General features: G+C 38.6%; 21 protein-coding genes and 2 pseudogenes. 7 read left to right on the top strand and 16 right to left on the bottom strand.

The window, feature by feature from the left end:
• The first annotated feature begins 6 nt into the window (after nucleotides 1-6).
• From tssM to ACG9ZL_RS11945, 5 genes and pseudogenes are all read left to right on the top strand, one after another.
• Nucleotides 7-3,912: a type VI secretion system membrane subunit TssM gene (gene tssM, locus ACG9ZL_RS11965; RefSeq protein WP_336953846.1), complete on the top strand. Its 3,906-nt coding sequence runs from the start codon at nucleotides 7-9 to the stop codon at nucleotides 3,910-3,912.
• Between the two features lie 34 nt (nucleotides 3,913-3,946).
• Nucleotides 3,947-4,343: pseudogene (gene tagF / locus ACG9ZL_RS11960) on the top strand (type VI secretion system-associated protein TagF); the annotation flags it as partial.
• Between the two features lie 71 nt (nucleotides 4,344-4,414).
• Nucleotides 4,415-4,906: pseudogene (locus ACG9ZL_RS11955) on the top strand (type VI secretion system-associated protein TagF); the annotation flags it as partial.
• Nucleotides 4,899-5,675, top strand: coding sequence for an OmpA family protein (locus tag ACG9ZL_RS11950; RefSeq protein WP_512700345.1), 777 nt, complete (start codon nucleotides 4,899-4,901; stop codon nucleotides 5,673-5,675). The pseudogene ACG9ZL_RS11955 and the gene ACG9ZL_RS11950, both read left to right, overlap by 8 nt.
• Nucleotides 5,676-5,712: 37 nt before the next feature.
• The gene (locus ACG9ZL_RS11945) at nucleotides 5,713-5,979 is read left to right on the top strand and encodes a PAAR domain-containing protein (RefSeq protein WP_004723549.1); all 267 of its coding nucleotides are present in this window, start codon (nucleotides 5,713-5,715) and stop codon (nucleotides 5,977-5,979) included.
• A 226-nt stretch (nucleotides 5,980-6,205) separates the two neighbouring features.
• On the opposite strand, the gene ACG9ZL_RS11940 is transcribed toward ACG9ZL_RS11945, so the two are convergent.
• Nucleotides 6,206-6,748 carry an NADPH-dependent FMN reductase gene (locus tag ACG9ZL_RS11940; protein ID WP_336953843.1) on the bottom strand — a complete coding sequence of 181 codons (543 nt, stop codon included), beginning with the start codon at nucleotides 6,746-6,748 and terminating at the stop codon, nucleotides 6,206-6,208.
• Nucleotides 6,749-6,907: 159 nt separating this feature from the next.
• Between ACG9ZL_RS11940 and ACG9ZL_RS11935 the strand changes: the two genes are divergently transcribed.
• Nucleotides 6,908-7,474 (top strand): 5'-methylthioadenosine/S-adenosylhomocysteine nucleosidase family protein, encoded by a 567-nt coding sequence (locus tag ACG9ZL_RS11935; protein WP_336953842.1) that lies wholly within the window; start codon nucleotides 6,908-6,910, stop codon nucleotides 7,472-7,474.
• Nucleotides 7,475-7,577: 103 nt separating this feature from the next.
• On the opposite strand, the gene ACG9ZL_RS11930 is transcribed toward ACG9ZL_RS11935, so the two are convergent.
• From ACG9ZL_RS11930 to ubiG, 14 genes are all read right to left on the bottom strand, one after another.
• On the bottom strand, nucleotides 7,578-8,192 hold the full coding sequence (locus ACG9ZL_RS11930) for a TetR/AcrR family transcriptional regulator (RefSeq protein ID WP_016539535.1): 615 nt from the start codon (nucleotides 8,190-8,192) through the stop codon (nucleotides 7,578-7,580).
• 487 nt (nucleotides 8,193-8,679) lie between these two features.
• Nucleotides 8,680-9,477: an ATP-binding cassette domain-containing protein gene (locus tag ACG9ZL_RS11925; protein ID WP_336953841.1), complete on the bottom strand. Its 798-nt coding sequence runs from the start codon at nucleotides 9,475-9,477 to the stop codon at nucleotides 8,680-8,682.
• 9 nt (nucleotides 9,478-9,486) lie between these two features.
• Complete coding sequence (gene ssuC, locus ACG9ZL_RS11920) at nucleotides 9,487-10,308, bottom strand: aliphatic sulfonate ABC transporter permease SsuC (protein WP_336953840.1); 822 nt, start codon at nucleotides 10,306-10,308, stop codon at nucleotides 9,487-9,489.
• On the bottom strand, nucleotides 10,305-11,474 hold the full coding sequence (gene ssuD, locus ACG9ZL_RS11915) for an FMNH2-dependent alkanesulfonate monooxygenase (RefSeq protein WP_419360129.1): 1,170 nt from the start codon (nucleotides 11,472-11,474) through the stop codon (nucleotides 10,305-10,307). Before ssuD ends, ssuC begins: the two co-directional genes overlap by 4 nt.
• 22 nt (nucleotides 11,475-11,496) lie before the next feature.
• A complete protein-coding gene (locus ACG9ZL_RS11910; RefSeq protein ID WP_336953860.1) occupies nucleotides 11,497-12,429 on the bottom strand; it encodes a sulfonate ABC transporter substrate-binding protein in 933 nt (310 codons plus the stop codon).
• A 94-nt stretch (nucleotides 12,430-12,523) separates the two neighbouring features.
• Nucleotides 12,524-13,483, bottom strand: a complete 960-nt coding sequence (locus ACG9ZL_RS11905) for a sulfonate ABC transporter substrate-binding protein (RefSeq protein WP_336953838.1) — start codon at nucleotides 13,481-13,483, stop codon at nucleotides 12,524-12,526.
• A 335-nt stretch (nucleotides 13,484-13,818) separates the two neighbouring features.
• Nucleotides 13,819-15,174 (bottom strand): amino-acid N-acetyltransferase, encoded by a 1,356-nt coding sequence (gene argA, locus ACG9ZL_RS11900; RefSeq protein ID WP_336953837.1) that lies wholly within the window; start codon nucleotides 15,172-15,174, stop codon nucleotides 13,819-13,821.
• Between the two features lie 714 nt (nucleotides 15,175-15,888).
• The gene (locus ACG9ZL_RS11895) at nucleotides 15,889-16,251 is read right to left on the bottom strand and encodes an RcnB family protein (protein ID WP_336953836.1); all 363 of its coding nucleotides are present in this window, start codon (nucleotides 16,249-16,251) and stop codon (nucleotides 15,889-15,891) included.
• 192 nt (nucleotides 16,252-16,443) lie between these two features.
• Entirely contained in the window at nucleotides 16,444-16,740 is a 297-nt protein-coding gene (locus tag ACG9ZL_RS11890) for an RcnB family protein (RefSeq protein WP_336953835.1), read from the bottom strand.
• Between the two features lie 209 nt (nucleotides 16,741-16,949).
• A complete protein-coding gene (locus tag ACG9ZL_RS11885; protein ID WP_336953834.1) occupies nucleotides 16,950-17,351 on the bottom strand; it encodes an RcnB family protein in 402 nt (133 codons plus the stop codon).
• A gap of 269 nt (nucleotides 17,352-17,620) precedes the next feature.
• Nucleotides 17,621-17,776 carry a hypothetical protein gene (locus ACG9ZL_RS11880; RefSeq protein ID WP_336953833.1) on the bottom strand — a complete coding sequence of 52 codons (156 nt, stop codon included), beginning with the start codon at nucleotides 17,774-17,776 and terminating at the stop codon, nucleotides 17,621-17,623.
• 219 nt (nucleotides 17,777-17,995) lie between these two features.
• A complete protein-coding gene (locus tag ACG9ZL_RS11875) occupies nucleotides 17,996-18,742 on the bottom strand; it encodes a YciK family oxidoreductase (RefSeq protein WP_336953832.1) in 747 nt (248 codons plus the stop codon).
• Nucleotides 18,743-19,000: 258 nt separating this feature from the next.
• Entirely contained in the window at nucleotides 19,001-19,675 is a 675-nt protein-coding gene (locus ACG9ZL_RS11870; RefSeq protein WP_336953831.1) for an HAD family hydrolase, read from the bottom strand.
• The gene (gene ubiG / locus ACG9ZL_RS11865; protein ID WP_336953830.1) at nucleotides 19,672-20,385 is read right to left on the bottom strand and encodes a bifunctional 2-polyprenyl-6-hydroxyphenol methylase/3-demethylubiquinol 3-O-methyltransferase UbiG; all 714 of its coding nucleotides are present in this window, start codon (nucleotides 20,383-20,385) and stop codon (nucleotides 19,672-19,674) included. The genes ACG9ZL_RS11870 and ubiG overlap by 4 nt, the downstream gene beginning before the upstream one ends.
• A 229-nt stretch (nucleotides 20,386-20,614) precedes the next feature.
• On the opposite strand from ubiG, the gene ACG9ZL_RS11860 reads away from it, so the two are divergent.
• A complete protein-coding gene (locus ACG9ZL_RS11860; RefSeq protein ID WP_419360127.1) occupies nucleotides 20,615-21,232 on the top strand; it encodes a thiol:disulfide interchange protein DsbA/DsbL in 618 nt (205 codons plus the stop codon).
• 74 nt (nucleotides 21,233-21,306) lie between these two features.
• On the opposite strand, the gene ACG9ZL_RS11855 is transcribed toward ACG9ZL_RS11860, so the two are convergent.
• Nucleotides 21,307-21,951, bottom strand: a complete 645-nt coding sequence (locus tag ACG9ZL_RS11855; RefSeq protein WP_336953828.1) for a TetR family transcriptional regulator — start codon at nucleotides 21,949-21,951, stop codon at nucleotides 21,307-21,309.
• Nucleotides 21,952-22,085 lie beyond the last annotated feature (134 nt).

Here is a 22,085-nt window from a genome sequence, read left to right as displayed (position 1 = left end):
GAGAAAATGATACAAACAATTTTAAGCTATGCATGGCAGTACATCACAAATCCGAAACTGGTGATTGCGCTTTCGATTCTGGTTGCGATCGTTTCTTCATATAGTGTAGTACCGCGTCAGTACTTCTTTATGATGGTTGCAGCTTACATTCTTGGGTTGGTGATTTACGGCATCTACTGGTTGATCCAGCGTCGTAAACATGCAGAACAAGGTGAAGCATTGGCTGAAGCGATTCAACAAGACACCACTGCTGAATATGGAAAACAAAAAGATAAAGAAGAATTAAATCTGATCAATCAGCAGATGAAAGATTCGATCCAATTGATTCGTAAGTCTAAATTGGGTGATAAAAGTGGTAACGCAGCACTCTATGAGTTGCCTTGGTATATGGTGATTGGTAACCCTGCTGCGGGAAAAAGCTCAGCAATTTACCATTCTGGATTAAAATTTCCCTTTGAAGAGACCCATCAAAAAGTGGTGTCTTCAGGACTCAGTGGTACCCGAAACTGCGATTGGTTTTTCTCAACAGAAGGGGTATTGTTGGATACAGCTGGTCGATACTCTGTGTATTCAGAAGACCATTCAGAATGGTTAGGCTTTTTAAATATTCTGAAAAAGAACCGCTCTAAAGCGCCGATCAATGGCTTAATTGTGATTGTTAGTGTGGCTGAGTTGGTTAGTCAAAGCCCTGAGAAATCGATCAAATTAGCGAAAAGTTTAAGAGCGCGTATTCAAGACTTAACTGAACGTTTAGAAATTTTTGCACCTGTTTATTTGGTCTTTTCTAAAATGGATTTGATTGCAGGATTCACTGAATTTTTTGAATGTTATGAATCTGCTGAGTTTGATCAAGTTTGGGGCGCAACCTTACCTTATGACTCTGAATCATCACAGAATGCTGTGGAACATTTCGAGAAGCACTACAATATTTTATATGATGGACTAAAAGGGGTCAGTACCACCCATTTAAGTCGCCGTCATGCGCAAAATATTTCGCCAAGTGTGATGACTTTCCCACTTGAATTTAAGACTTTAAAACCTGTATTAAAAACGTTTATTGGTACTTTATTTGAAGAAAATCCGTATCAGTTTAAACCAGTCTTCCGTGGCTTTTACTTTACGAGTGCTTTACAAGAAGGCGTGATAGAAAGTCCGATGACGGAACAGATTGTTGATGATTTTCAGCTGACTAAAATCCCCAATAGTGAACATGGTATTCCACAAAATTCAATTTCTCAGAATCATGGCTATTTCTTAAAAGGGCTATTCTCAGAAGTCATTCTCAAAGATAAAAACCTAGTTAAACAACATATTAACCCGACCACAAAACGTAAACGTTATTTGGCGTTTATTGCATCATTATTAGGTGTTTCCATTATTTTGGGTTTATGGGTATGGTCTTATCGTAATAATCAACAATTGATTGCAGATGTTCAGGCCGATTTAAATAAAGTTGTGCAAATGGAGCAAACTTCAGGTCAAGAGCTTTCAACCCAAATCGATGCTTTACTGATTTTGCAACAACGCTTAGAGCAATTGGATGATTTTGATCAGCATCGTCCATTGAAATTTTCATTTGGTTTATATCAAGGCAATGACTTAAAAGAAAAATTAAAAGCTGAATATTTAAAAGGTGTGAAACAGATTGTTTTAGCACCAAGTCAGCAAAACATTGCGCAATATCTACAACGTGTAAAAGGCAATGAGCAGACGCTTAAACAAAATCATGTCAATGTTGAAATTAAGCAAGCGTCTTCGACACAAATTGCATCAGAACCTTCTGATACCAATCCGCAAGATGCTTACAATGCGTTAAAAGCCTATTTGATGATGAGCAATCCACAATATATGGATGCGAGTCATTTAAGTGACCAAGTCACTCGCTTCTGGCGTTCATGGCTAGATACCAATCGTGGGCAAATGCCACGTGGAGAAATGATTCAAAAAGCTGAAAAAATATTGAGCTATTCAATGACCTTAGCCAATGATAAAAAGTTTCCAGTGTTAGAGTCTGATGCGCAGTTGGTAGATCAAACTCGTCAAGTATTGCTTTCTGTTGTACGAGGGATGCCTGCCCGTGATCGCGTTTATAATGAAATTAAAATGCGCGCGGCGGTTCGATTCCCAGCTGTGACCGTGGCCCAAATTGTCGGTGAAACCAATCGGAATGTCATGCTGGGTGGTTATGCATTGCCTGGTATATTTACCCAAAAAGCATGGGATGAATATGTCGATAAAGCCATTGAAGAAGCTGCGAATAAACCCACGGATACCAAAGATTGGGTGTTGAATAGTACACAGTCAGACGATTTAACTTTTAGTGGTAGCCCTGACCAAATTCGTAAACAGTTAACCCAGTTGTATAAACAAGAATATATTGCTGAATGGAAAAAGTTTATTAATGCCACTCACTATGCGAAAGGGCCTGATTTTGTTCAACAAGCTAAGGTCATGGATGTATTGGGTGAGCCACAAAACTCTCCAATCCGTACCTATATTGACCGTGTTGCAAAAGAAACCAGTTGGGATAATCCAATTGTTCAAGCTGAACTTGCTGCGCCACAAACCGGATTTGTTGCTTGGTTTAAGCGTAAAGTTTTAGGACAAGGTAAAACGGATGATATCCAACGTGCATCGAATCAAGCACAAGGGCAGATTTCTCAACAATTCCAAGTATTCTACCAATTGGTTCGTAAACGTGATGATTTACAGAACAAATCACTGCTAGATGATTATTTACAGAATATGGCACAAGTCAGAAGTAAATTGAATGATCTACGTAGTGCAGGTGACTTTGGTCCAAATGCTTTGGCCCTAGCAAAACTTACTATTAATGATCAAACTTCAGTTTTCAACACCACTCAAAAAGTTGTTGATGAAAAATTGACGGTAGGTTTAGGTGAGTTGGATCAGCAAATGGTTCAGAAATTGTTGGTGAGCCCGTTAACCCAATCTTTTGATAGTTTGTTGACTCCAGCACAGGATGAAATAAATAAACTCTGGACCTTGCAAGCTTTCCAACCGTTTAGCCAAACACTTTCACAAAAAGTGCCATTTAACTCATCTGGAACGATTCAAGCGACCAGTAGTGAAATTAGTCAAATTTTTGGTGATAACGGTAGCATTGCTAAATTTGTAAAAGAAACTCTTGATCCATTTGTTATTCGTCGTGGTTATACATTGTCATCGAAGACATGGAAAAACATGGGGATTGGCTTGAATCCTGAATTCGTTATGAATTTTGAGCAATATACTACGCCAATTAATGGTGCATCTGCTGGAGCAGCAGGGGGGGCGCCGGTTGCAACCAATCAGTCAAACTTCCAATTCTATCCTATCCCTAACAATAAATTATTGTCCTATACCATTGATATTGATGGACAGCGTTTGGTTTATGAAAATGGCATCCAACAATGGGTCAACTTCATGTGGCCAAATCCTGGTGCAATACCAGGAGCACGGATTACGGCAATCGATTTAGATGGACAAACCCATACTATATTTGATGAGCCGGGTGAATACGGAATCAATAAATTAATCGATAGTGCACAACGTAAGTCATTGAATGGAAGCTTTGAAATGACATGGGCAAGCAAACAAAACAGTGATTTGTTTGTGAAACTTCAATTCCGTTTAATTAGTGGTAATGCTTCAAATCCAATTGGTTCTAATCGTGGCTATGTTGGATTAAAACTGGTTGATCGAGTCACAAGTCCTAAAGCACCATTGGTTGTTGCAGCACAGGCAGCGCCTGTTACCGTAAGTGCAAACTCACCAGCGGCTTCACCATTTGGCGGTGCGACTGCACCGGTAGCAGCTGCACCTAAGCCTCAGACAACCGCACCAGCAAGCTCAACTGTAGCACCTGCTGGCAATGCGGCAAATGCTGCTGGAAAAGGAGTGGCTCAATGATTCAAGGAAACGATTTGACGCGAGGGATTAAAGTATGCAAACGATAAAGTCTACACCGTTGTATTATGGAAAATGTCCCGCACGTGGTGATTTTCTGAAAACAAAAGGGCAATATTCATTGATTCAAGTGATTGATCAATGGATTACGGAAGCTTTAGAGCTTGCAATGCGAGAAGAAAATTTTAATCAAGCTTATGAATCATTAGCGCCTTTAGACTTCTTTATCGCAAACCCTAAGGAAAGAATGTTTCTTGCGGCAAATATGGTGACCAGTGAAGACAGTTCTGGTCGTCAATTTCCAATGGTCTTAAGTCAGTTATTAGAAGTTGATCATCCTTTTCAAAACTTACTCTATGCGCCGTTTAAATATAAACCGGTATTGATTGATTTATTTCAAAAAAATCGAAGCATCCGAACCATTCGTGATCCTGAAGTATTGATCAATAAGCTGGGTGAAATTGATCATGAAATACAGGTCTTGCCTGAATTAAAAACGCAGGACTTTTTTGAAAATCATACCATGCATTCATTTGCGCAAATGATGAAGATCACGCCTTATGAGTTGGCGCAAAGTATGCTGGGCTTGGGCTTGTTACTTCAGCCTGTGCTTAAACACGGTACCAGTAAGTTATCTAAGGTACTTATTTTACCAATTAATAATCATAATTATTGCTATGAAATTGCCGCGTTTTGGGTCAACTTAATCGGACGCTTTTTAGAAAAAAGTAATACAGAGATCTTGATTGGTATTCTTCACCAAGAGTCTCCAATTTTATTATTTGGATTCCAAGGGGCAGATATCACGGCTTTAAGTAATATTTTCACTCAAAATATGCAAAATGATCATTGGGTATCTTTGGTCAAACCACTATGGATTGATGCCTATTTGGAACAGAATGCAGGTCTAGCAGCGCTTGAACAGTCTTTATGCGAACGTCAATTGAGTCTGGTTCAAGGCATGAAACTTTTTAGACAAACATTTATAGATGAATAATGATATGAAAAATAAACAAGTCAAAATATTGAAAAAATTTGCGCTTATTTCTAGCTTATTTTGTTCATTCAATATGTTTGCTGCACCGATTGTGGTTGAAGGTGCTGTGCCGAATGACATGACCAAACAAGCAATCTTGGCGAAATTAAAAGCGGTTTATGGTGATGATCAGGTTGTAGATAAAATCCAAATTCGAGCCGTATCCGCACCAAATGGCTGGAGTGATTCGGTTACACGTGTGATTACCCCAGATCTAAAGAAGATTAGCCAAGGTAAGCTCTCTGTACGAGGTACTCAAGTTGAATTGGTTGGAAAAATGGGTGTACAAACTGATATTCAGCCAACCACCAGTTTATTCCAATCCTTAGTTCAGCCACCTTATCGATTTAATTCTCAAATTTCAGTGAATGCTGCTGAGCAATCTGTGATTGATAATGCACTAAAAAATCGAATTATTGAGTTTGAATCTGGCAAAGCCGTACTTACCCCAACAGGTACACAAATCTTAGACGAGATGGTGGTTGCATTAAATAAAGTGCAAGGTAAAAATGTTAAAATTGTGGGTCATACTGACAGCCAAGGTAATCCACAGAAGAATCAGGATTTGAGTTTGCAACGTGCTGAAGCGGTGAAGCAGTATTTAACTACGAAAGGCATTGCACCGACTCGTTTAAGCACAGCAGGTCTGGGTTCAACCAAACCTGTTGCTGATAATGCAACGGATGAGGGTCGTAGAAAGAATCGCCGTATTGAGTTCGATGTTTTATAAATTTTATTCAATAACAAAACAATAAAAGGTAGGCACTATGGCACTTCCATATATCACATTAGGATCACCCACGACAGGTGGGGGAAAAATTATTTCTGCTCAGTCTTCTTTTCTGATTGATGGTAAAGCGATTGCATGTGTAGGCGATAAGGCGACTTGTCCCAAACACAAGTGTGTCGCCAGCATTGTTGCAGGTGATAATCATATGTTGGTGATGGGAAAGCCCGCTGCGCAGCATAATTCACCTTTATCTTGCGGATGTAAATGTATTGGTGATCAGTCATTAACAGTTGGGCAAAATTAAATTGTTTAAAGTATAAAAAAAGCCCCATCATCCTGACGGGGCTTTTTCATATTGGTTCGCTAGGTAAACTCCTGTTCTACCTCACTTCCTGATGTATAGACCGATTATTATTGTTTTACGTCTGGGAAACTTCCTGTTCCCTATGTCAGTAGAATAGGGTATTTGCTTAAACTTACCTAGCCGTCAATGCATGCAAGTGATGTAAGCTAAAGCGTACAATGTGATTTTAGACATTGGCATATTGGATGAGTTTGTTTACCACAGACTTGACTGCTTTATTATCAAACTCATTCCCCTCAAAGGTTTCACTCTTACCACGTTGCCCAATATCTCGCAGTTCAATAACTGCATTGGAGTCAATCATACCAATAAAAGCGCAGACTTGTTTGATTTGATCAATTGAACGTGAACCGTTGGTACCCCCATAGCTGACAAAAGCCGAAGGTTTGCGCTGCCATTCTTTATAAACGAAGTCGATGGCATTTTTCAGTACAGGACTATAGCCATGATTGTACTCTGGTGTAATGAAAATAAAGGCATCGCCAGAAGCAACTTTTTTTGCCCATTCTTGCTGTTTGGGCTGATCATAGATTCCTGAGGCGGGTGAGTTTTTCCCAGCAAAGAAAGGCAAATCCCATTCTTTTAAATCTACAATTTCAACATTGAGGGTACTAAAGTCGAGTTTTTGGATTTCTTTAAGTAACCATTCTGCGACTTTGATCGCAACACGGCCATCTCGAATACTGCCCACGATAATTTGGATATTCATTTATTTTCATCTCTATTTTTCTATTAAAACATTATGAGCAATCGAAGTTATAGGTACAGTAGTGATTTGTATATGATTTTAAAATTTTGAGTTAACAATAAGATTGATCAGGATTTGAATTTCAATTTTAATAAGAAAAATTTTTAATTCTGAATATATATGAAAGACGATATTGCATTGATTATGGCTTTACCCAATGAATCTAAAGGGTTGTTTGAGCAAGCAGGTATCACCGTCCACTATAGTGGGATTGGCAAGATCAACGCGGCCTATACTGCATTTGATGTCATTCAGAAAACTGGCTGTAAAACCATATTAAACTTAGGGAGTGCCGGTAGTTCTTTCTTTAATGCTCATGAGTTGATTGAAGTAAAAACTTTTGTGCAACGCGATATGGATGTTTCTCCACTCGGTTTTGATGTGGGGGTTACACCAATGGATGAGTATTTGCCAAGCGAAATTCATTTAGAATCGTATTTTCCACATTTAGCACAGGGTGTTTGTGGTACAGGTGATAGTTTTGAAACAGGAAAACCCAAAGTGACCTGTAATCTAGTCGATATGGAAGGCTACGCATTAGCTAAAGTCTGTAAAAAACTAGATGTGCGGTTGGTTTCGATTAAATATATTACTGACGGTGCAAATGACACAGCACATTTAGATTGGGAAGATAATTTATTATTGGGTGCACAAAAGTTGTTAAAACTATATCAGTCTATTTATTAAAGACTTAGTTTGTGTGAATAATAGAAAAAGTTTAAATTTGAGTCTTGGCGACCATAGAACTCTATGGCCGTTTGCCAAAATAACCAATATGTCTATTGGATGATTAATTGCGCGGTAACACACCATATAAAGTCATATGGATGGTATGTTCAATTGCGCGTTGACACATACTTTTATTACGCAAAGTTTTACCAGTAACCATTTCGATTTGAGTGCTAAAGTCTGCATAATTTTGGGTCAGTGCCCAAATATTAATAATCAACAATTCAGCATCGATTTGATCTGATATTTTACCTTGCGCCTGCCAGTTTAAAATAACTTTGGCTTTGCGTTTAAAGAGCTTTTTAAGCGGGCCTTTTAGGATCGGTAAAATATGTGGTGCACCTTGAATCACTTCTAACGCGAAAAGCTTTGAAGCTTTTGGCTGAGTTCTAGAAATTTCGATTTTGGTCATGATGTAATGCGACAATGCTTCTGTCGGTTCCAATTCTGACTCAAGCGATTGCAACGGTGCTAACCATTTCTGCATAACTGTCGTTAGCACTTCAACATATAAGGCTTCTTTATTTTCATAGTAGTAGAAAATATTGGATTTATGCATATCTGCTAACTGAGCGATTTCATCTAGACTTGCGCCATTGAAACCATAGACAGAAAATACATCAAGTGCAGCATTGAGCAGCTGCTGGCGTTTTTGAGCACTCTTTTTTTGTTCCATCGCATCTTTAATCGAAAAACTGATTATTAAATTGTACGGTAAAATGTTTGATTTGTGCACAGAAAGCAGCATTATTTTGGTATATTTCTGATAAATAATGATGAAGTTTTATTATTAAGTCGATCGTAGATCCCTATTATATAATTTTGCACTAAACTGGAGCAAATCTTATATTAAAATTATGTCAATTATGACTTAATATTTAAATTTTGTGACATTTTTTAGTATAAGGTTAATTTAAAAATTAAATAATCTTAAATAGCATTATTTAATTTTCATTTAAGAAAATGCGCTTGCTTTAAAATATTCAAATTATTTTTAATCAATAGAAACAGTTAAAAACTTTAACATGTTTATGACAGCGAACATTTTCTATGCGATCTAAACATCCAAATCTAAAAATTTAATTATTCAAGATCAGGAACATGTCGCGCAAGGTATATCTGCAAGGGCAAAAATATTTTGATGCAATACCTTGCGTTGTTGTTCATGTTGCAAGCACAGCGCTGAGAACTTGTTGTTCGAGTTCTGCAAATGCCACCCCTTTTTGACGCGGACGAGGCAAATCGACTTGAAACTGTTGGGCAATATGACCTTTATCCAAAAGAATAATACGATCTGCGAGTTGAACAGCTTCACTGACATCATGAGTAACAAGAATGGTGGTAAAACCTTGTTCTAACCATAATTTTTCAATCAAACTCTGCATCTCTAGTCTTGTTAATGCATCTAAAGCACCTAAAGGTTCATCCAGTAATAAGACCCGCGGTGTATGTGACAAAGCACGAGCAAGCGCCGTTCGTTGACGTTGTCCACCAGAAAGCTGTGATGGCCAAAGTCCAGATTTCTCCTTTAATCCCACCTTTTCTAATAATTGCTCAGCCTTAGAAAATTGGTTTTTGGCTAGACCCAATTGCACATTTTTTAGAATACTTTTCCATGGCAATAAGCGTGGATCTTGGAACATCACCCGAATATCATCTGCAATGATCCCTTCACGGAAATTTAATAAAGATTTAAATTTGATTTCACCATAACTGGGTTGTTCTAAATCGGCAATTAAACGCAGTAGGGTACTTTTACCACAACCACTACGTCCCACAATTGCAACAAATTCACCAGCTTCAATGTTTAAATCTAAGTCCTCAAGAACTTTAACTTCACCATAATATTTATGCAGTTGTTCTATCGAAATTTCTGCACCAATTTTTGCTTGTTCTTCCTCAACAATCTCGGTTGTTGCCACCAAGTCATTGGCATATTGGCTAATGCTTAAATCGGTCATATCAGACTCCTATTTTTGATAACCTGCGTGCCAACGCAATAGGTATTTTTCTAGAAATTGTGCAAATACATCTGCAAGTTTGCCTAAAAGGGCATACAGCAAGATACCCACCAGCACGATATCTGTTTGTAAAAATTCACGCGCATTCATGGTCATATAACCAATTCCAGATTGTGCGGAAATTGTTTCTGCCACAATCAGTAGTACCCAAACCAACCCCAGTGAAAAGCGTAAACCCACTAAAATTGAAGGCATTGCGCCCGGTAAAATAATTTCTTTATAAAGTTGCCATCTGCTTAATCCATAGCTTTTTCCCATTTCAATCAATTGAGGATCAACTGAGCGAATTCCGTGATAGGTATTGATATAAATCGGGAAAAAGACACCGACAGCCACTAAAAATAGTTTTGCAGACTCATCAATTCCAAACCATAAAATAACCAATGGAATCAGGGCCAATGCTGGAATATTTCGGATCATTTGCAAGGTGGTATCCAGTAAATTGGATGCCACTTTTGATGAACCATTAAGTAGTCCTAAAAATAAGCCGAGCCCACCACCAACGAAGAGGCCAAGTAGCGCACGACCAGCACTAACTTTGACATGTTGCCAAAGCTCACCGCTGACTAAAAGTGTCCAAAATGCAGAGACTACCGCTGTCGGTGCAGGTAAAACACGGCTTTCAAGTAGCCCCGTTTTAGAGGCAATTTGCCATATGACTATCAGTAAAATCGGCACAAACCAAGGCAGTAAACGCTGCCCGATTTGTTTAGTTCCACGTGAAACTGCGTTGCTTTTGGTTGGAGCAGCATTTTTAATTATGGCATTCATGCAGGCTCCTGTAACGGTTTTTTATTTTCTTCAGGTGTGTAGTTGTTGGCTATGATTTCACCAAATGGTCCAGTCAAATTAGGTTGTGTGAGTTTCTTACGTGTTTCCAATGGCAGTAATGGGAATACCAGTTCAGCAAAGCGAATGGATTCTTCCAAATGTGGGTAGCCTGAGAAAATAAAGGTATTGATGCCTAAATCGGCATATTCTTGAATGCGATCTGCAATAGTCTGAGGATCACCGACTAAAGCAGTACCCGCACCACCACGAACTAGTCCGACCCCTGCCCAAAGATTTGGTGATACTTCAAGCTTACTACGATCACCATTATGTAGCTCAGCCATACGGCGTTGCCCGACAGAATCCATTTGTTTAAATTTTTTCTGTGCAGCTGCAATCGTCGCATCATCTACATATTGAATTAGTTCATTGGCAGCTTGCCATGCTTGCTCATTGGTCTCACGAACAATGACATGTAAACGAATACCATAATTAAGTTGACGACCTTTAGTCTCGGCTTTGGCTTTCACCACTGCAATTTTTTCTTTTACTGCAGCAGGTGGTTCGCCCCAAGTTAAATAAGTATCAACTTGCTCAGCAGCTAATTCAATCGCATCTTCAGAAGATCCACCAAACCAAAGTGGTGGGTAAGGCGCTTGAATGGGTGGATAAAGTAACTTAGCATCGTCTACACTTAAACGTTCGCCATGAAAGGTAAATGATTCACCCGTATGTGAGCGTTTTAAAATTTCACGCCAAATCGTGGTGTATTCAGCTGCTGTTTTATAACGTGAAGCATGGTCTTCGTATACGCCATCACCTTTCAATTCTTGCTCATCGCCGCCTGTAACGAGGTTGAGTAAAACCCGACCATTGGATAGTCGATCAAAAGTTGCAGCCATACGTGCTGCAAGCGCTGGTGTTGTTACGCCAGGACGTAACGCAACCAAGAATTTTAGATTTTTAGTCGCATCAATCAAGCTCGCAGCAGTAATCCATGGATCTTCACATGAACGTCCCGTGGGAATGAGTACACCTTCATAGCCCAGATTATCCACAGCTACAGCAATTTGTTTCATATAAGCATGGTCAACTTGGCGAGCACCTTTACTTGTACCTAAATAACGACTGTCACCGTGAGTAGGAATAAACCAGAAGATTTTCATTTCATTCATCCTTAGAAAAATATTATTTCACTGTCCAAACCGCTTGTTTGATATCTATGCTGTTTGGAATAATTTTGAGTTCGCTAAAACGATTGGCCAGCTGTTGCTGATCTGCAATTACTTTTGCTGAAAGTGGTGCTGCACCAGAAGGTCTTGGGCGTCGCTCAATAAAAGTTTGACTAACTTTTGGTTTTAAACCGGTGCTTTGTCCGATGGCTTGAGCTGTTGCGACACGATTGGCTTGTACCCATTTATCAGCAGTATTAATTTGCTGGATAATGCCTTTAACTGCTTGAGGATATTTCTTTATAAAATCTGGTGATGCCAAATAGAAGGTATAATTCGGACTTAAACCCTGTCCTGAGGCGAGGATACGCGCCTGATCTTCTACTTGTGCAGATGCAAAGAATGGATCCCAAATTGCCCAAGCATCGACAGCACCTTTTTGAAATGCAGCACGGGCATCAGCAGGGGTTAACCAAATCGGTTGAATGTCTGACCATTGCAAACCAGCTTTACGTACAGCTTGTACCAGTAAATAATGCGCACTAGATCCTTTCTGCAACGCAATGCGTTTACCTTTCAATTCATTGAGTTTGGTGATTTTTGAATCTTTAGGCACTAAAATTGCCGAAGCCAATGGCTTGGCTGCTTCATAGGCAATGTAGTACAGCGGTTTATTCGCGGCTTGGGCATATACTGGTGGGGTATCACCAGTGACACCAATATCCAGAGAACCTACAGCAAGGGCTTCTAAAATTTGAGGGCCTGCAGGGAATTCATTCCAAGTGATTTTGGCATTTGGGAATTCTTTCTCATACAATTTCTGTTGTTTGGCGATTGCAAAATTAATAGAACTTTTTTGAAAGCCGATACGTAATTCTTTTACCGTTGGATCGATTGCCCACACAGAGGCTGAACCCAGCATTGCGCTACAGATCAACATAGTGGTCATGGCATGAGTCGTTGCATTGAACCATGATGATGTGTTTTGTTGCGCGATTTGCTGGGTCATATTGATGTCCTCTTTAGCGGAGCTGTTGGCGAAATTAGTTTGCTAAAACAGCTGCTTGAATATTGATTTTATTGGGAATAAGTTTTTGTTGATAAAAAGCATCTGCGACATCTTGCTGCTTCTTGACCACATCGTTAGAAATTGGAGTGACACCAAAACCCATACGAGAAATTGAGGTATTCAAAATATCAAGCGGTAAGCCTGTCGGTTTTTCTAAGAGTTTTGCCGCATCAGTTTGATGTTGAGACACCCACTGCGTTGTTGTATTCAGTTCATTGACCACAATTTTTAAAACATCGGGATGTTGTTCAGCGAACTTACGATCAGCCAAATAGAATTGATGGTTATTCACCAAGTTTTGACCTGTCGCAAGGACTTTTGCATTGAGTTGCTTTTCTGCAGCAGCAAAGAACGGATCCCAAATCACCCAAGCATCTACTGCACCTTTTTCAAAAGCGGCACGGGCATCAGCTGGTGGTAGATAGACCACTTGAATATCATCAAGTTTTAAATGATTTGCTTCCAAAACTTTGAGTAAAAGATAATGTACATTTGAACCTTTATTCAAAACTACACGCTTACCTTTTAAATCTTGGACCGATCGAATGGCTGAATCTTTCGGCACAATTAAGGCTTCAGCCAAGGGCGCAGCAGGTTGATTAGCAACATAGACCAGATTTGAGTTTGCAGCTTGGGCGAAAATAGGCGGTGCTTCCCCAGATTCACCAAAGGCGACACTACCAACATTTAAACCTTCTAGAAGTTGTGGCCCAGCAGGGAATTCAACCCATTTAACGTTTACCCCTTTCTCTTTTAAGGCTTTATCTAAGTCACCACGTGCTTTGATGATGGGCAATACCCCATATTTTTGGAAACCGATATTTAAAGTTGTGGTTTCTTGTGGTTTTGAGCATCCACTAAGCATCATGATGGTGGCAAGGCTAACACTAACAAGGGTGATTTTTTTCCAGGAAGGTTGAAATAAGCTCGCCATGAGTCACGATGCTCCTATAAAGTCTAAAAAAGGCATGAGCATCAGCTTAAAAGGCTTTGTATTTTCAAAAAAATAAATTTTTAGTGATTACTAATGAAAAAAATAGATAAACAATAAATTGCTAAGGTTATCTGTAAATGAGAAATATAAAGCTGATATTCTATAAAAATATAATATTATAAGAATTTGAAAATTATGATGTTATTTGTGTTATTCAATCGCCATATATAGATTCCATCCTCAAGAATAAGAAAATACTCTGGTGGATGGAATCTATTGAGATAAGCTTAGAAGCAAATGTGATAATTTGTTTAAAATAATCATTTTGATCAATTTTAAGCAATTGATTTTTTAAAGACCATCGAATTACGTTGATAGTTATATAGCGCTTGGCGAGCCTCAGGTAAATCATCAACATTTGCCATTTCAAAACCATGCTCTAAGAACCAGTGTGCGGTTCGCGTGGTTAAAACAAACAGTTGCTGAATACCCATTTGACGTGCATTTTCTTCTAAAAAATGCAGAATTTGGCTACCACGATTAGATTTACGATAGCTTGGATGTACGGCTACACAGGCAATTTCAGCTGATTTGACTTCATTTTCTGTTGAAGGAATCGGGTAGAGTGCAGCACATGCGAGAATGGTTCCATCTCGCTCAATGACGGCAAATTTCTCGATTTCATTTTCTAAACGTTCGCGTGAACGATACACTAAAATTCCTTCATCTTCCAAAGGGCGTAATAAATTAATCAAGCCACCGACATCACCAATATTTGCCATACGAACTTCTTCATAATGTGCATCAGTGATCATAGTGCCATGCCCATCACGGGTGAAGAGCTCTTTGATCAAGGCACCATCATCGCTGTAGGAAAGTAGATGAACGCGATTTACACCTTTTAGCGATGCTTCTTTTGCATTGTGCAAATGTAAGGCGATTTCAAAATTTGAATCTTGATATTTTTCAATATGTTTATCGAGTTGAAGTGGAGTAATTTCACGTTTCAATTGCGCATACTCATCCATTAAGCCTTGTTGATTTCCTAAAAAAATCAATTTATCAGCTTTGATATGAATGGCTGTTTTTGTCGCCACCTCTTCTGCAAGCAAGTTAAATACTTCACCTGTAGTGGAATATCCTGTGGGTCCCAGTAATACAATATTTTGATTACCTAAATGGCGTTGAATGGCTTCAGTATCAATTGTGCGTACTTCGCCAGTGAGCTGGAAATCGACACCATCACGAATACCATATGGCTTTGCTGTGACAAAATTACCTGAGACCACATCAATGCGTGCGCCAAACATGGGTGAATTAGCAAGCCCCATAGATAGTAGTGCTTCGATTTGTAGACGAATAGAACCCACAGCGCTCATGACACAAGGCAATGATTCACGTGTAGTAACACGACGATTGATATGAATAGGACTTTGAATTTTATTGTGAAGCAAATTGGCAGTAATTTGCGGGCGTGCGCCGTGGACCAAAATCAGTCGTATGCCCAATGAATGGAGCAGGGCAATATCATGAATAATATGCTGAAAATTTTCGTGTTCAACAGCTTCACCACCAAACATCAATACAAAGGTTTTACCACGATGAGCATTGATATAGGGTGCAGAGTGACGAAACCAATGCACGTATTCTTGTGTTGTGCTTTGTATTGTTTCTAAACTGTCGGTTTGCATGCCTATCTCAGTATTGATGATTGCTATACCGCGATTCTAAACAAAAATAGCGTAAGAATAATAGAGTCTGCTAACAATTCGTCTATGTTTGCGACTATGCGACTTTTTAGGTGAAACAACGCACGAAATACGAAATATAGTTATTCTAAATGATGAGAAACATCTTTTGCAATGTAACGTCGTCACGGCAAAAAACGCTAGTCCCCATTGCTGTGCCTTGCGCGCTGCAAACAAAGCAATGCTTTGTTCTTGCTCAGGTTGTAGCTAAAATGATCTCAAGTTTCATGTTTTATGACGTTTATGTCTCATGCTCGATTATATTCGACTACACAAGCCATTTATGAAATGTCAACAGACGCTATTGAATAAAAAAAGCACTCGAACGTGGGAGGACGAGTGCGAAAGGGTATATTAATTTTACGATTCACTTTGGAATATTGAGTTAAAAGCCAGATATTTTAACGATTGCTGTTCATCGAAATTACACATTCTAATCTTTCATTTTGAACAATTTACTGATGATATTTGGCTTTTCTATTTCACTCAATAATTAATGCCTTCACATTAAATCTAATCGTAAAATATAGAGAAACTATGGAGATATAAATGAAAGTATGTGTTTTATTTATTTGTTGAATCAATTAGGTTTTAAGCAGATTCTCAAAATATGAAAAAACCCAAGCTAACTTGGGTTTGAAACTTAAAATATAGCCATTAATCAATCACGCGAATAATACGATTATTTCGCTCATTTACGAGGACATAGTCACCATTCACTTTGTACCATTGCTGATATCTTCCAGGTTTAGGTAACTGGCGGTAGTTTTTATAATTGACATGATAGCGCGAAGAATTGAATTGAGTCGGGAAGTACTGCCCTGAGCGCCAGCGTTGATTCGAATTTACGCGGTTGTCATAATGATTGTTTTTATTCCAACGATTGTCATATTTATGATCCCAATGGTTTTGTTGATAGCGCTGGTTATCATTTCGATGATAATCATGGGGTGCAGCGATCGCCGATGTTGCAATAAAAGCACTCATTGATAAAGCTAGTGTGGTTAAGATATTTTTCATTTGATACACCTGAATTGAACTTTTGTCCTTTGATGTAATCAAATTACTCAATCATTTGAGATAAACAGTGAGCATGGTTTAGGTGAATTGTGAAATGTATGAAGACTTGATGAAGAGACATATTGGCATTTTCTTTTCACAATTAAAAAAGCCCAAAAATGAATTTGGGCTGTAAATCTAGCAGTTTAGATATTATCGAATGACACGAATAATATGATGGTTGCGTTCATTGACCAGTACATAACGGCCATCTACTTTATACCAACGTTCGAATTTAGCAGGTTGATGCAGATTTTTGTATGTCCGATAATCATTCACGTAATATCGATTGTCCTGATAACGATCAGGTAAAATTACACCCTCTCGCCATTCAAATTTTTCATGTGATGTAGCAGGACGATGATCACGCCCATGATCCCAGTTGGCCATTACCGAAGTTGTAACTAAGGCACTGAGTGATAGTGTGATTGCGCTTATAACCTTTCTCATTTGATTCGACCTTTTAAGACGGATAGTTTATCCGATCATTCAAACTACAATTTAAGTTAAGATAAAAAATGGAGAAATATCATTCGATTGTCAATTTTATGGATGTTTCTAGAGTTTTTTAAAAACAGAGTGTAAAAACTGAAATTTAGGCAAAAAAAAGCTCAAACAAAAAAAGTGTTTGAGCCTATGAAAGCAAAATATTTAAAAAACTACATCCCTCGGATATTCACAATATTATTATTATCTGAATCGACCAAGATATAGTCATTGTTAATCTTATACCACTGTTGATTACGCGAAGGCTTTGGAAGGTTTTCGTCTTTATAATCAACTTTGTAACTATTACCACGATAATGCTGTGGCATTACATAACCCATTTGCCATTTGTGCTGTTGCAAACGTTTTACGCCACGTTCTTCACGTTCACGACGTTGTTCTTGAATGTTGTCATCATCATTACCACGATCACGATGATTGCGTCCACGATCTCCACGTTCGCTTTTGCCACGATCAAAACCATTGTCATCGTCAAAATGAGGACCTGCACTGCTGATCTGAGCCGTCAACAGTGTTGATAAAGAGATGGCGATGATCGCTAAAATCTTTTTCATAATCGTCCTCGCTTATTCAATATGTTTATTTTGACCTCACTAATGTACTGCTAAATTGCAGAGAAACTGTGAAGAAAGTTCAGTTTTTCATTTAAAATGACAGACATAATAAAAACATATTTATATAAAAGTGAAAAGGATTATTGCAAAGCTTTGGCCTGTAATGCATTGCAGCAAATTTTTTTAAGCGGAATAGGTAACTAAAAAATGTAAATATTTATGAAAATATACTTAGAGAGATGACTCCGCTATAAATTCAGCATGAAAGATTAAGACCACTGCTGATTCATCTCCTTTAAGCAATTGATTGCTTTGATAATATCTTTTGCTTGATGCGCATCATCTAAGGCCTGAATAAAATGATTTGGGAGCTGTAATTGTTCGATAGAGCGAATCATCTCCACTTTATGTTTTAAATCTTTCATAAAAAACGCCTCAAATTGATCTGTTTAACTTGAGTAACACTATAGAAGAATCCTTGTTATTTAAGAAGCTGAATAAAATTATAGTTTTTATTGGGTAAAACGATTTTAATGTAAGTCTTTATAATATTTTTAGTTTGACTCTATGATCAATAGTTTAAATGAGAGGATCTCTTATGATTTTCTCCACACTTTGAAAAGCGTGGAGAAAGAAAGATGGAGCTAATCCTGTGCGTCAATACTTTCACCATTCAACGCAAGGCTATCATCTCCCATGAGGTAGAGATAAGCAGGCATGATGGCTTCAGGTGATGGTAAAACCTTTGGGTCCTCATCAGGATAAGCTTTGGCACGCATAGCGGTACGGGTCCCACCTGGGTTGATACAGTTATAACGAATATTTGGATAAGTATTTTCTTTGGCAAATATTTTACTGACCGCTTCAATCGCAATCTTTGAAACCGAGTAAGCACCCCATTGAGCACGTGCTTCACGTCCTACACCAGAGCTAGCGAAAACGACTGATGCATTTTCAGATTTTTCCAGTAAAGGCAGTAATTCTTGGGTGAGCACAAAAGGTGCACGTAAATTCACCGCCATGACATCATCCCAGATCTCTTCTGGATAATGTGCCAACTCAACACGCTCTCCTAAGATTCCAGCATTATGCAAAATACCATCTAAGCGACCAAATTGTTGCTCTAGAGTATCAACAAGCAGTTCATAGTCACGTGAAGAGGCAGTAGAAAGCTGCAAAGGAAGAATGGCAGGTTGGGGGGCACCAAGTGATTCAATTTCATCATAAATGACTTCAAGTTTATTGAGCGTGCGACCATGTAACACGACTGTTGCGCCGTGTAAGGCATAGCTGAGCGCAGCAGCACGTCCAATACCGTCTCCCGCACCCGTAATGAGGATAATTTTATCCTTCAATAAATCTGGGCGAGGTTGATATTCTGAATACTTCATGGGAGACCTCCTATAATTGTTATGATGTAATTTAGGCTTTTGACGCAATGTCCTGACCATATAAAACAATGTTTCTCATCATTTAGAATGATTAAATTTTTTACGTCTTAGCTTACACTGTTGGAAATGCACTGCTCATTATAAATAAGTGAACTGCCAACCAGCCTATGTTCTATATAAAAACATTGAAACATCATATTCAAGATGTTTCAGTGTTACTTATCATGTTGTTAGGTAAATTGTATGATTTTTTGGGCTTTAAATATCTACAAGTTTTCGAATAACTTGATGTAATTCATTAACATTCCCTACGATACAGTCGGCTTGCCAAGCATTTAAATCATCTTTGTACTGTAATGGTAAATAACCATAAGCTGCGAGAATTGTATACATTTGTGCATTACGTCCTGCATCAATATCTCGCGGATGATCACCCACATAGATACATTGTTCAGGTGCAATATCAATTTGCTTTGCTGCTAGATACATTGGCTCTGGATCTGGTTTGGTCTGAGTGACATCTTCAGGGCACACCAGAACAGCGCAACGTTGTGTGAGGTTCAATGCGTTCAATAATGATTCACTTAACCAACGTGGTTTATTGGTCACAATACCCCATGGGATTTGCTGGCTTTCTAACTCTGCCAGAAGAGGATACATACCAGCAAACAGATCTGTGTCTACAGCAATGTCATCACCATACAGATCTAAAAAGCGTTGACGATGTGCTAAAAAAATCGGATCATCCACTTCAAGCTCTGGATAAACCAGTTTTACCATTGCGCGTGCACCCTCAGAAACCTGAGTACGGATCAAATCTGCATCAACCACTGCACGTCCTTCTTCTCGACACATATTTTGAATAATACGGATAAAGTCTGCAGCCGTATCAATCAGTGTCCCATCTAAATCAAAAAGAACAGCTTGCATCAAACACCTTCATTCACAGTATAAACCATGTAATTCACATCAACATTGGGCGCAAGCCAGTAATGTTTTGTGAGTGGGTTGTAGTGTAAGCCGGTCATATCTTTAAGTTTTAAACCTGAGTTACGAATGTCATCAGCAAGTTCAGACGGTTTAATAAATTTATGATAATCGTGGGTGCCTTTTTTCAATAAACGTAATACATATTCCGCACCAATAATTGCGAATAAATAAGACTTTGGATTACGATTAATTGTTGAAAAAAACACATGACCATTTGGTTTAACTAGCTTTTGACAAGCTTGGATGATAGAAGCTGGGTCAGGAACGTGTTCCAACATTTCCATACATGTAACAATATCGTATTGCCCTGCTTGTTCTTCTGCGAGTTGCTCCACAGGGACTTGGCGATATTCAATATTTTGAACATTTTCCTGTTCAGCATGTAAGCGAGCGACATTCAATGGTGCTACACCCATGTCAATACCTAAAACATTGGCGCCACGACGTGCCATACTTTCAGCCAAAATCCCACCACCACATCCTACATCAAGAATCTTTTTACCTGTAAGACCGTTGGCATGTTCATCAATCCAGTTTAAACGCAGTGGATTGATTTGATGTAAAGGTCTGAACTCAGAGTGTTGATCCCACCATAAAGCAGCAAGCGCTTCAAATTTAGCAATTTCCTGTGGATCAACATTAAGTTGCGACATGCCGGGCACCTCTAAGTAAATTGTTTTAATCAAAAATTAAGTTCAGTTATGCTAGTGTTTGTTAACACTTCGTCTATTTATGAAATATCAACAGACCCTAGTGTAACCATAAATCCAAAAAAAGCGATGAATCGTGTAAAAAACTTCACAGAAGGAAAACGATTTTCCCATATTTGTTTTATAGTGAATGCATAAGCTATACGAGATGACGACGAGGACAATAAAGTCAATGAAAAAATTTATTTTAGGTGGCATGACTGCCATGGTAATGGCATTTTCTGCAAACGCCATGGCTGCTGATTTTGTTGCAGGTAAAGATTATACCGTGGTGCAAAATCCAGGAAAAGTTTCTGTTCGTGGTAAAATTGAAGTGCGTGAGTTTTTTTGGTATGGATGCCCTCACTGCTTTACATTAGAACCGCATATGCAAGCGTGGTTAAAGAAAATCCCTAAAGATGTCAACTTTATTCGTACCCCAGCAGCGATGAATCCATTATGGGAGCAAGGTGCTCGAGCATATTATGTGAGTGAGGCATTGGGTGTACGTAAGCGTACGCATTTACCTTTATTCCATACCAATCATGCAGGTAATCAGCAAGTTCTACAAAAAGATGCTTTTGCTAAATTCTTCACTCAGTACGGTGTGCCTGAGGCGAAATTTAACAGCATGTATAGCTCTTTTGCGATTACTGCAAAAATTGCTGAATCAAATCAATTGGCACAACAGTATCAGCTTTCAGGTGTTCCTGCAGTTGTGGTAAATGGTAAATATGTGGTTCAAGGTGAAGACGGTAAAGTGACGCAAGTCCTTGACTATCTCATCAATAAAGAACGTAAAGCCAAATAAGCTTTTATGTTTTTAAAACCCGCAATTGCGGGTTTTTTATTGCGGGTGATATAGAGGCGAGTTTGGGAGATAAATTAAGCTCTATCTTGGTCCCAATTTTCGATGCCTTTAAAAATTAAGCGGATTTGCGTCACCGATTGTTTTTTAAGGACCATTTTTTGCAACTCAAGTTCTATGCCAGAGTATTGTCGAGATAAGTTGATCCATGACATTGCCCAAGTAAAAGATAAATTAATCAAAATATTGGTGATCACTTTTAAATCATTTTCATCATGAAAATTTGCTATAACTTCAAACTTTTTTAACGCGTTGGCAAGATCATCATTCAGGAAGTCAATTTCACGGGAAATGGCTTTACGCACCACTTCCGAACCGCCCCAACGTTCCGCAATCATAAAAATCCATTGTTGCGAGCTGCTGTCTACCGCCTCAAAAAACAGCACCATGCTGGTTTTGGTTTTTGCTTCAGGATGTGCTAGGCCTTTTCCCAACTGGTGTAAGACATTCTTTAAATAAAGCGCAACTTGATCTACCAGTTCTTTCCCCAATTCATCCATATCTTGGAAATGGCGATAAAACGCTGTTGGGACCAAACCGACTTCACGGGCAACTTCTCGCAAACTGATACTCGAAAATGAACGACCTGAAGTGCTTAAGGTTAAAGCAGCATCAAGTAAAGCCTGACGGCTTTGCTGTTTTCGTTCATCGCGTATCGACATTCTGGTATCCAAAGATTTTTGTTGTGATGAGTCTATCAAAAATAAAAACAAATTAAACGACGAATGTCAGTGTACAGGTGTTGACTGAATTTAAAAAATGATTATAGTGTACATATGTTCACTAAAAGAACGTT

Source organism: Acinetobacter legionensis (assembly GCF_048551735.1).
Taxonomy (GTDB): domain Bacteria; phylum Pseudomonadota; class Gammaproteobacteria; order Pseudomonadales; family Moraxellaceae; genus Acinetobacter.
The sequence above is the reverse complement of the archived record's forward strand: the minus strand, read 5'-3'. Positions and strand labels throughout refer to the sequence as shown.

What these genes read in the sequence shown, in the direction of transcription:
- ACG9ZL_RS11880 (WP_336953833.1), bottom strand. Translation starts at nt 17,776, where the DNA reads ATGAAAGATTTAAAACATAAAGTGGAGATGATTCGCTCTATCGAACAA.
- ACG9ZL_RS11935 (WP_336953842.1), top strand. Translation starts at nt 6,908, where the DNA reads ATGAAAGACGATATTGCATTGATTATGGCTTTACCCAATGAATCTAAA.
- ssuD (WP_419360129.1), bottom strand. Translation starts at nt 11,474, where the DNA reads ATGAAAATCTTCTGGTTTATTCCTACTCACGGTGACAGTCGTTATTTA.
- ACG9ZL_RS11940 (WP_336953843.1), bottom strand. Translation starts at nt 6,748, where the DNA reads ATGAATATCCAAATTATCGTGGGCAGTATTCGAGATGGCCGTGTTGCG.
- argA (WP_336953837.1), bottom strand. Translation starts at nt 15,174, where the DNA reads ATGCAAACCGACAGTTTAGAAACAATACAAAGCACAACACAAGAATAC.
- ACG9ZL_RS11860 (WP_419360127.1), top strand. Translation starts at nt 20,615, where the DNA reads ATGAAAAAATTTATTTTAGGTGGCATGACTGCCATGGTAATGGCATTT.
- ACG9ZL_RS11950 (WP_512700345.1), top strand. Translation starts at nt 4,899, where the DNA reads ATGAATAATGATATGAAAAATAAACAAGTCAAAATATTGAAAAAATTT.
- ACG9ZL_RS11855 (WP_336953828.1), bottom strand. Translation starts at nt 21,951, where the DNA reads ATGTCGATACGCGATGAACGAAAACAGCAAAGCCGTCAGGCTTTACTT.
- ACG9ZL_RS11925 (WP_336953841.1), bottom strand. Translation starts at nt 9,477, where the DNA reads ATGACCGATTTAAGCATTAGCCAATATGCCAATGACTTGGTGGCAACA.
- ACG9ZL_RS11875 (WP_336953832.1), bottom strand. Translation starts at nt 18,742, where the DNA reads ATGAAGTATTCAGAATATCAACCTCGCCCAGATTTATTGAAGGATAAA.
- ACG9ZL_RS11910 (WP_336953860.1), bottom strand. Translation starts at nt 12,429, where the DNA reads ATGACCACTATGTTGATCTGTAGCGCAATGCTGGGTTCAGCCTCTGTG.
- tssM (WP_336953846.1), top strand. Translation starts at nt 7, where the DNA reads ATGATACAAACAATTTTAAGCTATGCATGGCAGTACATCACAAATCCG.
- ACG9ZL_RS11930 (WP_016539535.1), bottom strand. Translation starts at nt 8,192, where the DNA reads ATGGAACAAAAAAAGAGTGCTCAAAAACGCCAGCAGCTGCTCAATGCT.
- ubiG (WP_336953830.1), bottom strand. Translation starts at nt 20,385, where the DNA reads ATGTCGCAACTTAATGTTGATCCACAGGAAATTGCTAAATTTGAAGCG.
- ACG9ZL_RS11885 (WP_336953834.1), bottom strand. Translation starts at nt 17,351, where the DNA reads ATGAAAAAGATTTTAGCGATCATCGCCATCTCTTTATCAACACTGTTG.
- ACG9ZL_RS11890 (WP_336953835.1), bottom strand. Translation starts at nt 16,740, where the DNA reads ATGAGAAAGGTTATAAGCGCAATCACACTATCACTCAGTGCCTTAGTT.
- ssuC (WP_336953840.1), bottom strand. Translation starts at nt 10,308, where the DNA reads ATGAATGCCATAATTAAAAATGCTGCTCCAACCAAAAGCAACGCAGTT.
- ACG9ZL_RS11895 (WP_336953836.1), bottom strand. Translation starts at nt 16,251, where the DNA reads ATGAAAAATATCTTAACCACACTAGCTTTATCAATGAGTGCTTTTATT.
- ACG9ZL_RS11945 (WP_004723549.1), top strand. Translation starts at nt 5,713, where the DNA reads ATGGCACTTCCATATATCACATTAGGATCACCCACGACAGGTGGGGGA.
- ACG9ZL_RS11905 (WP_336953838.1), bottom strand. Translation starts at nt 13,483, where the DNA reads ATGGCGAGCTTATTTCAACCTTCCTGGAAAAAAATCACCCTTGTTAGT.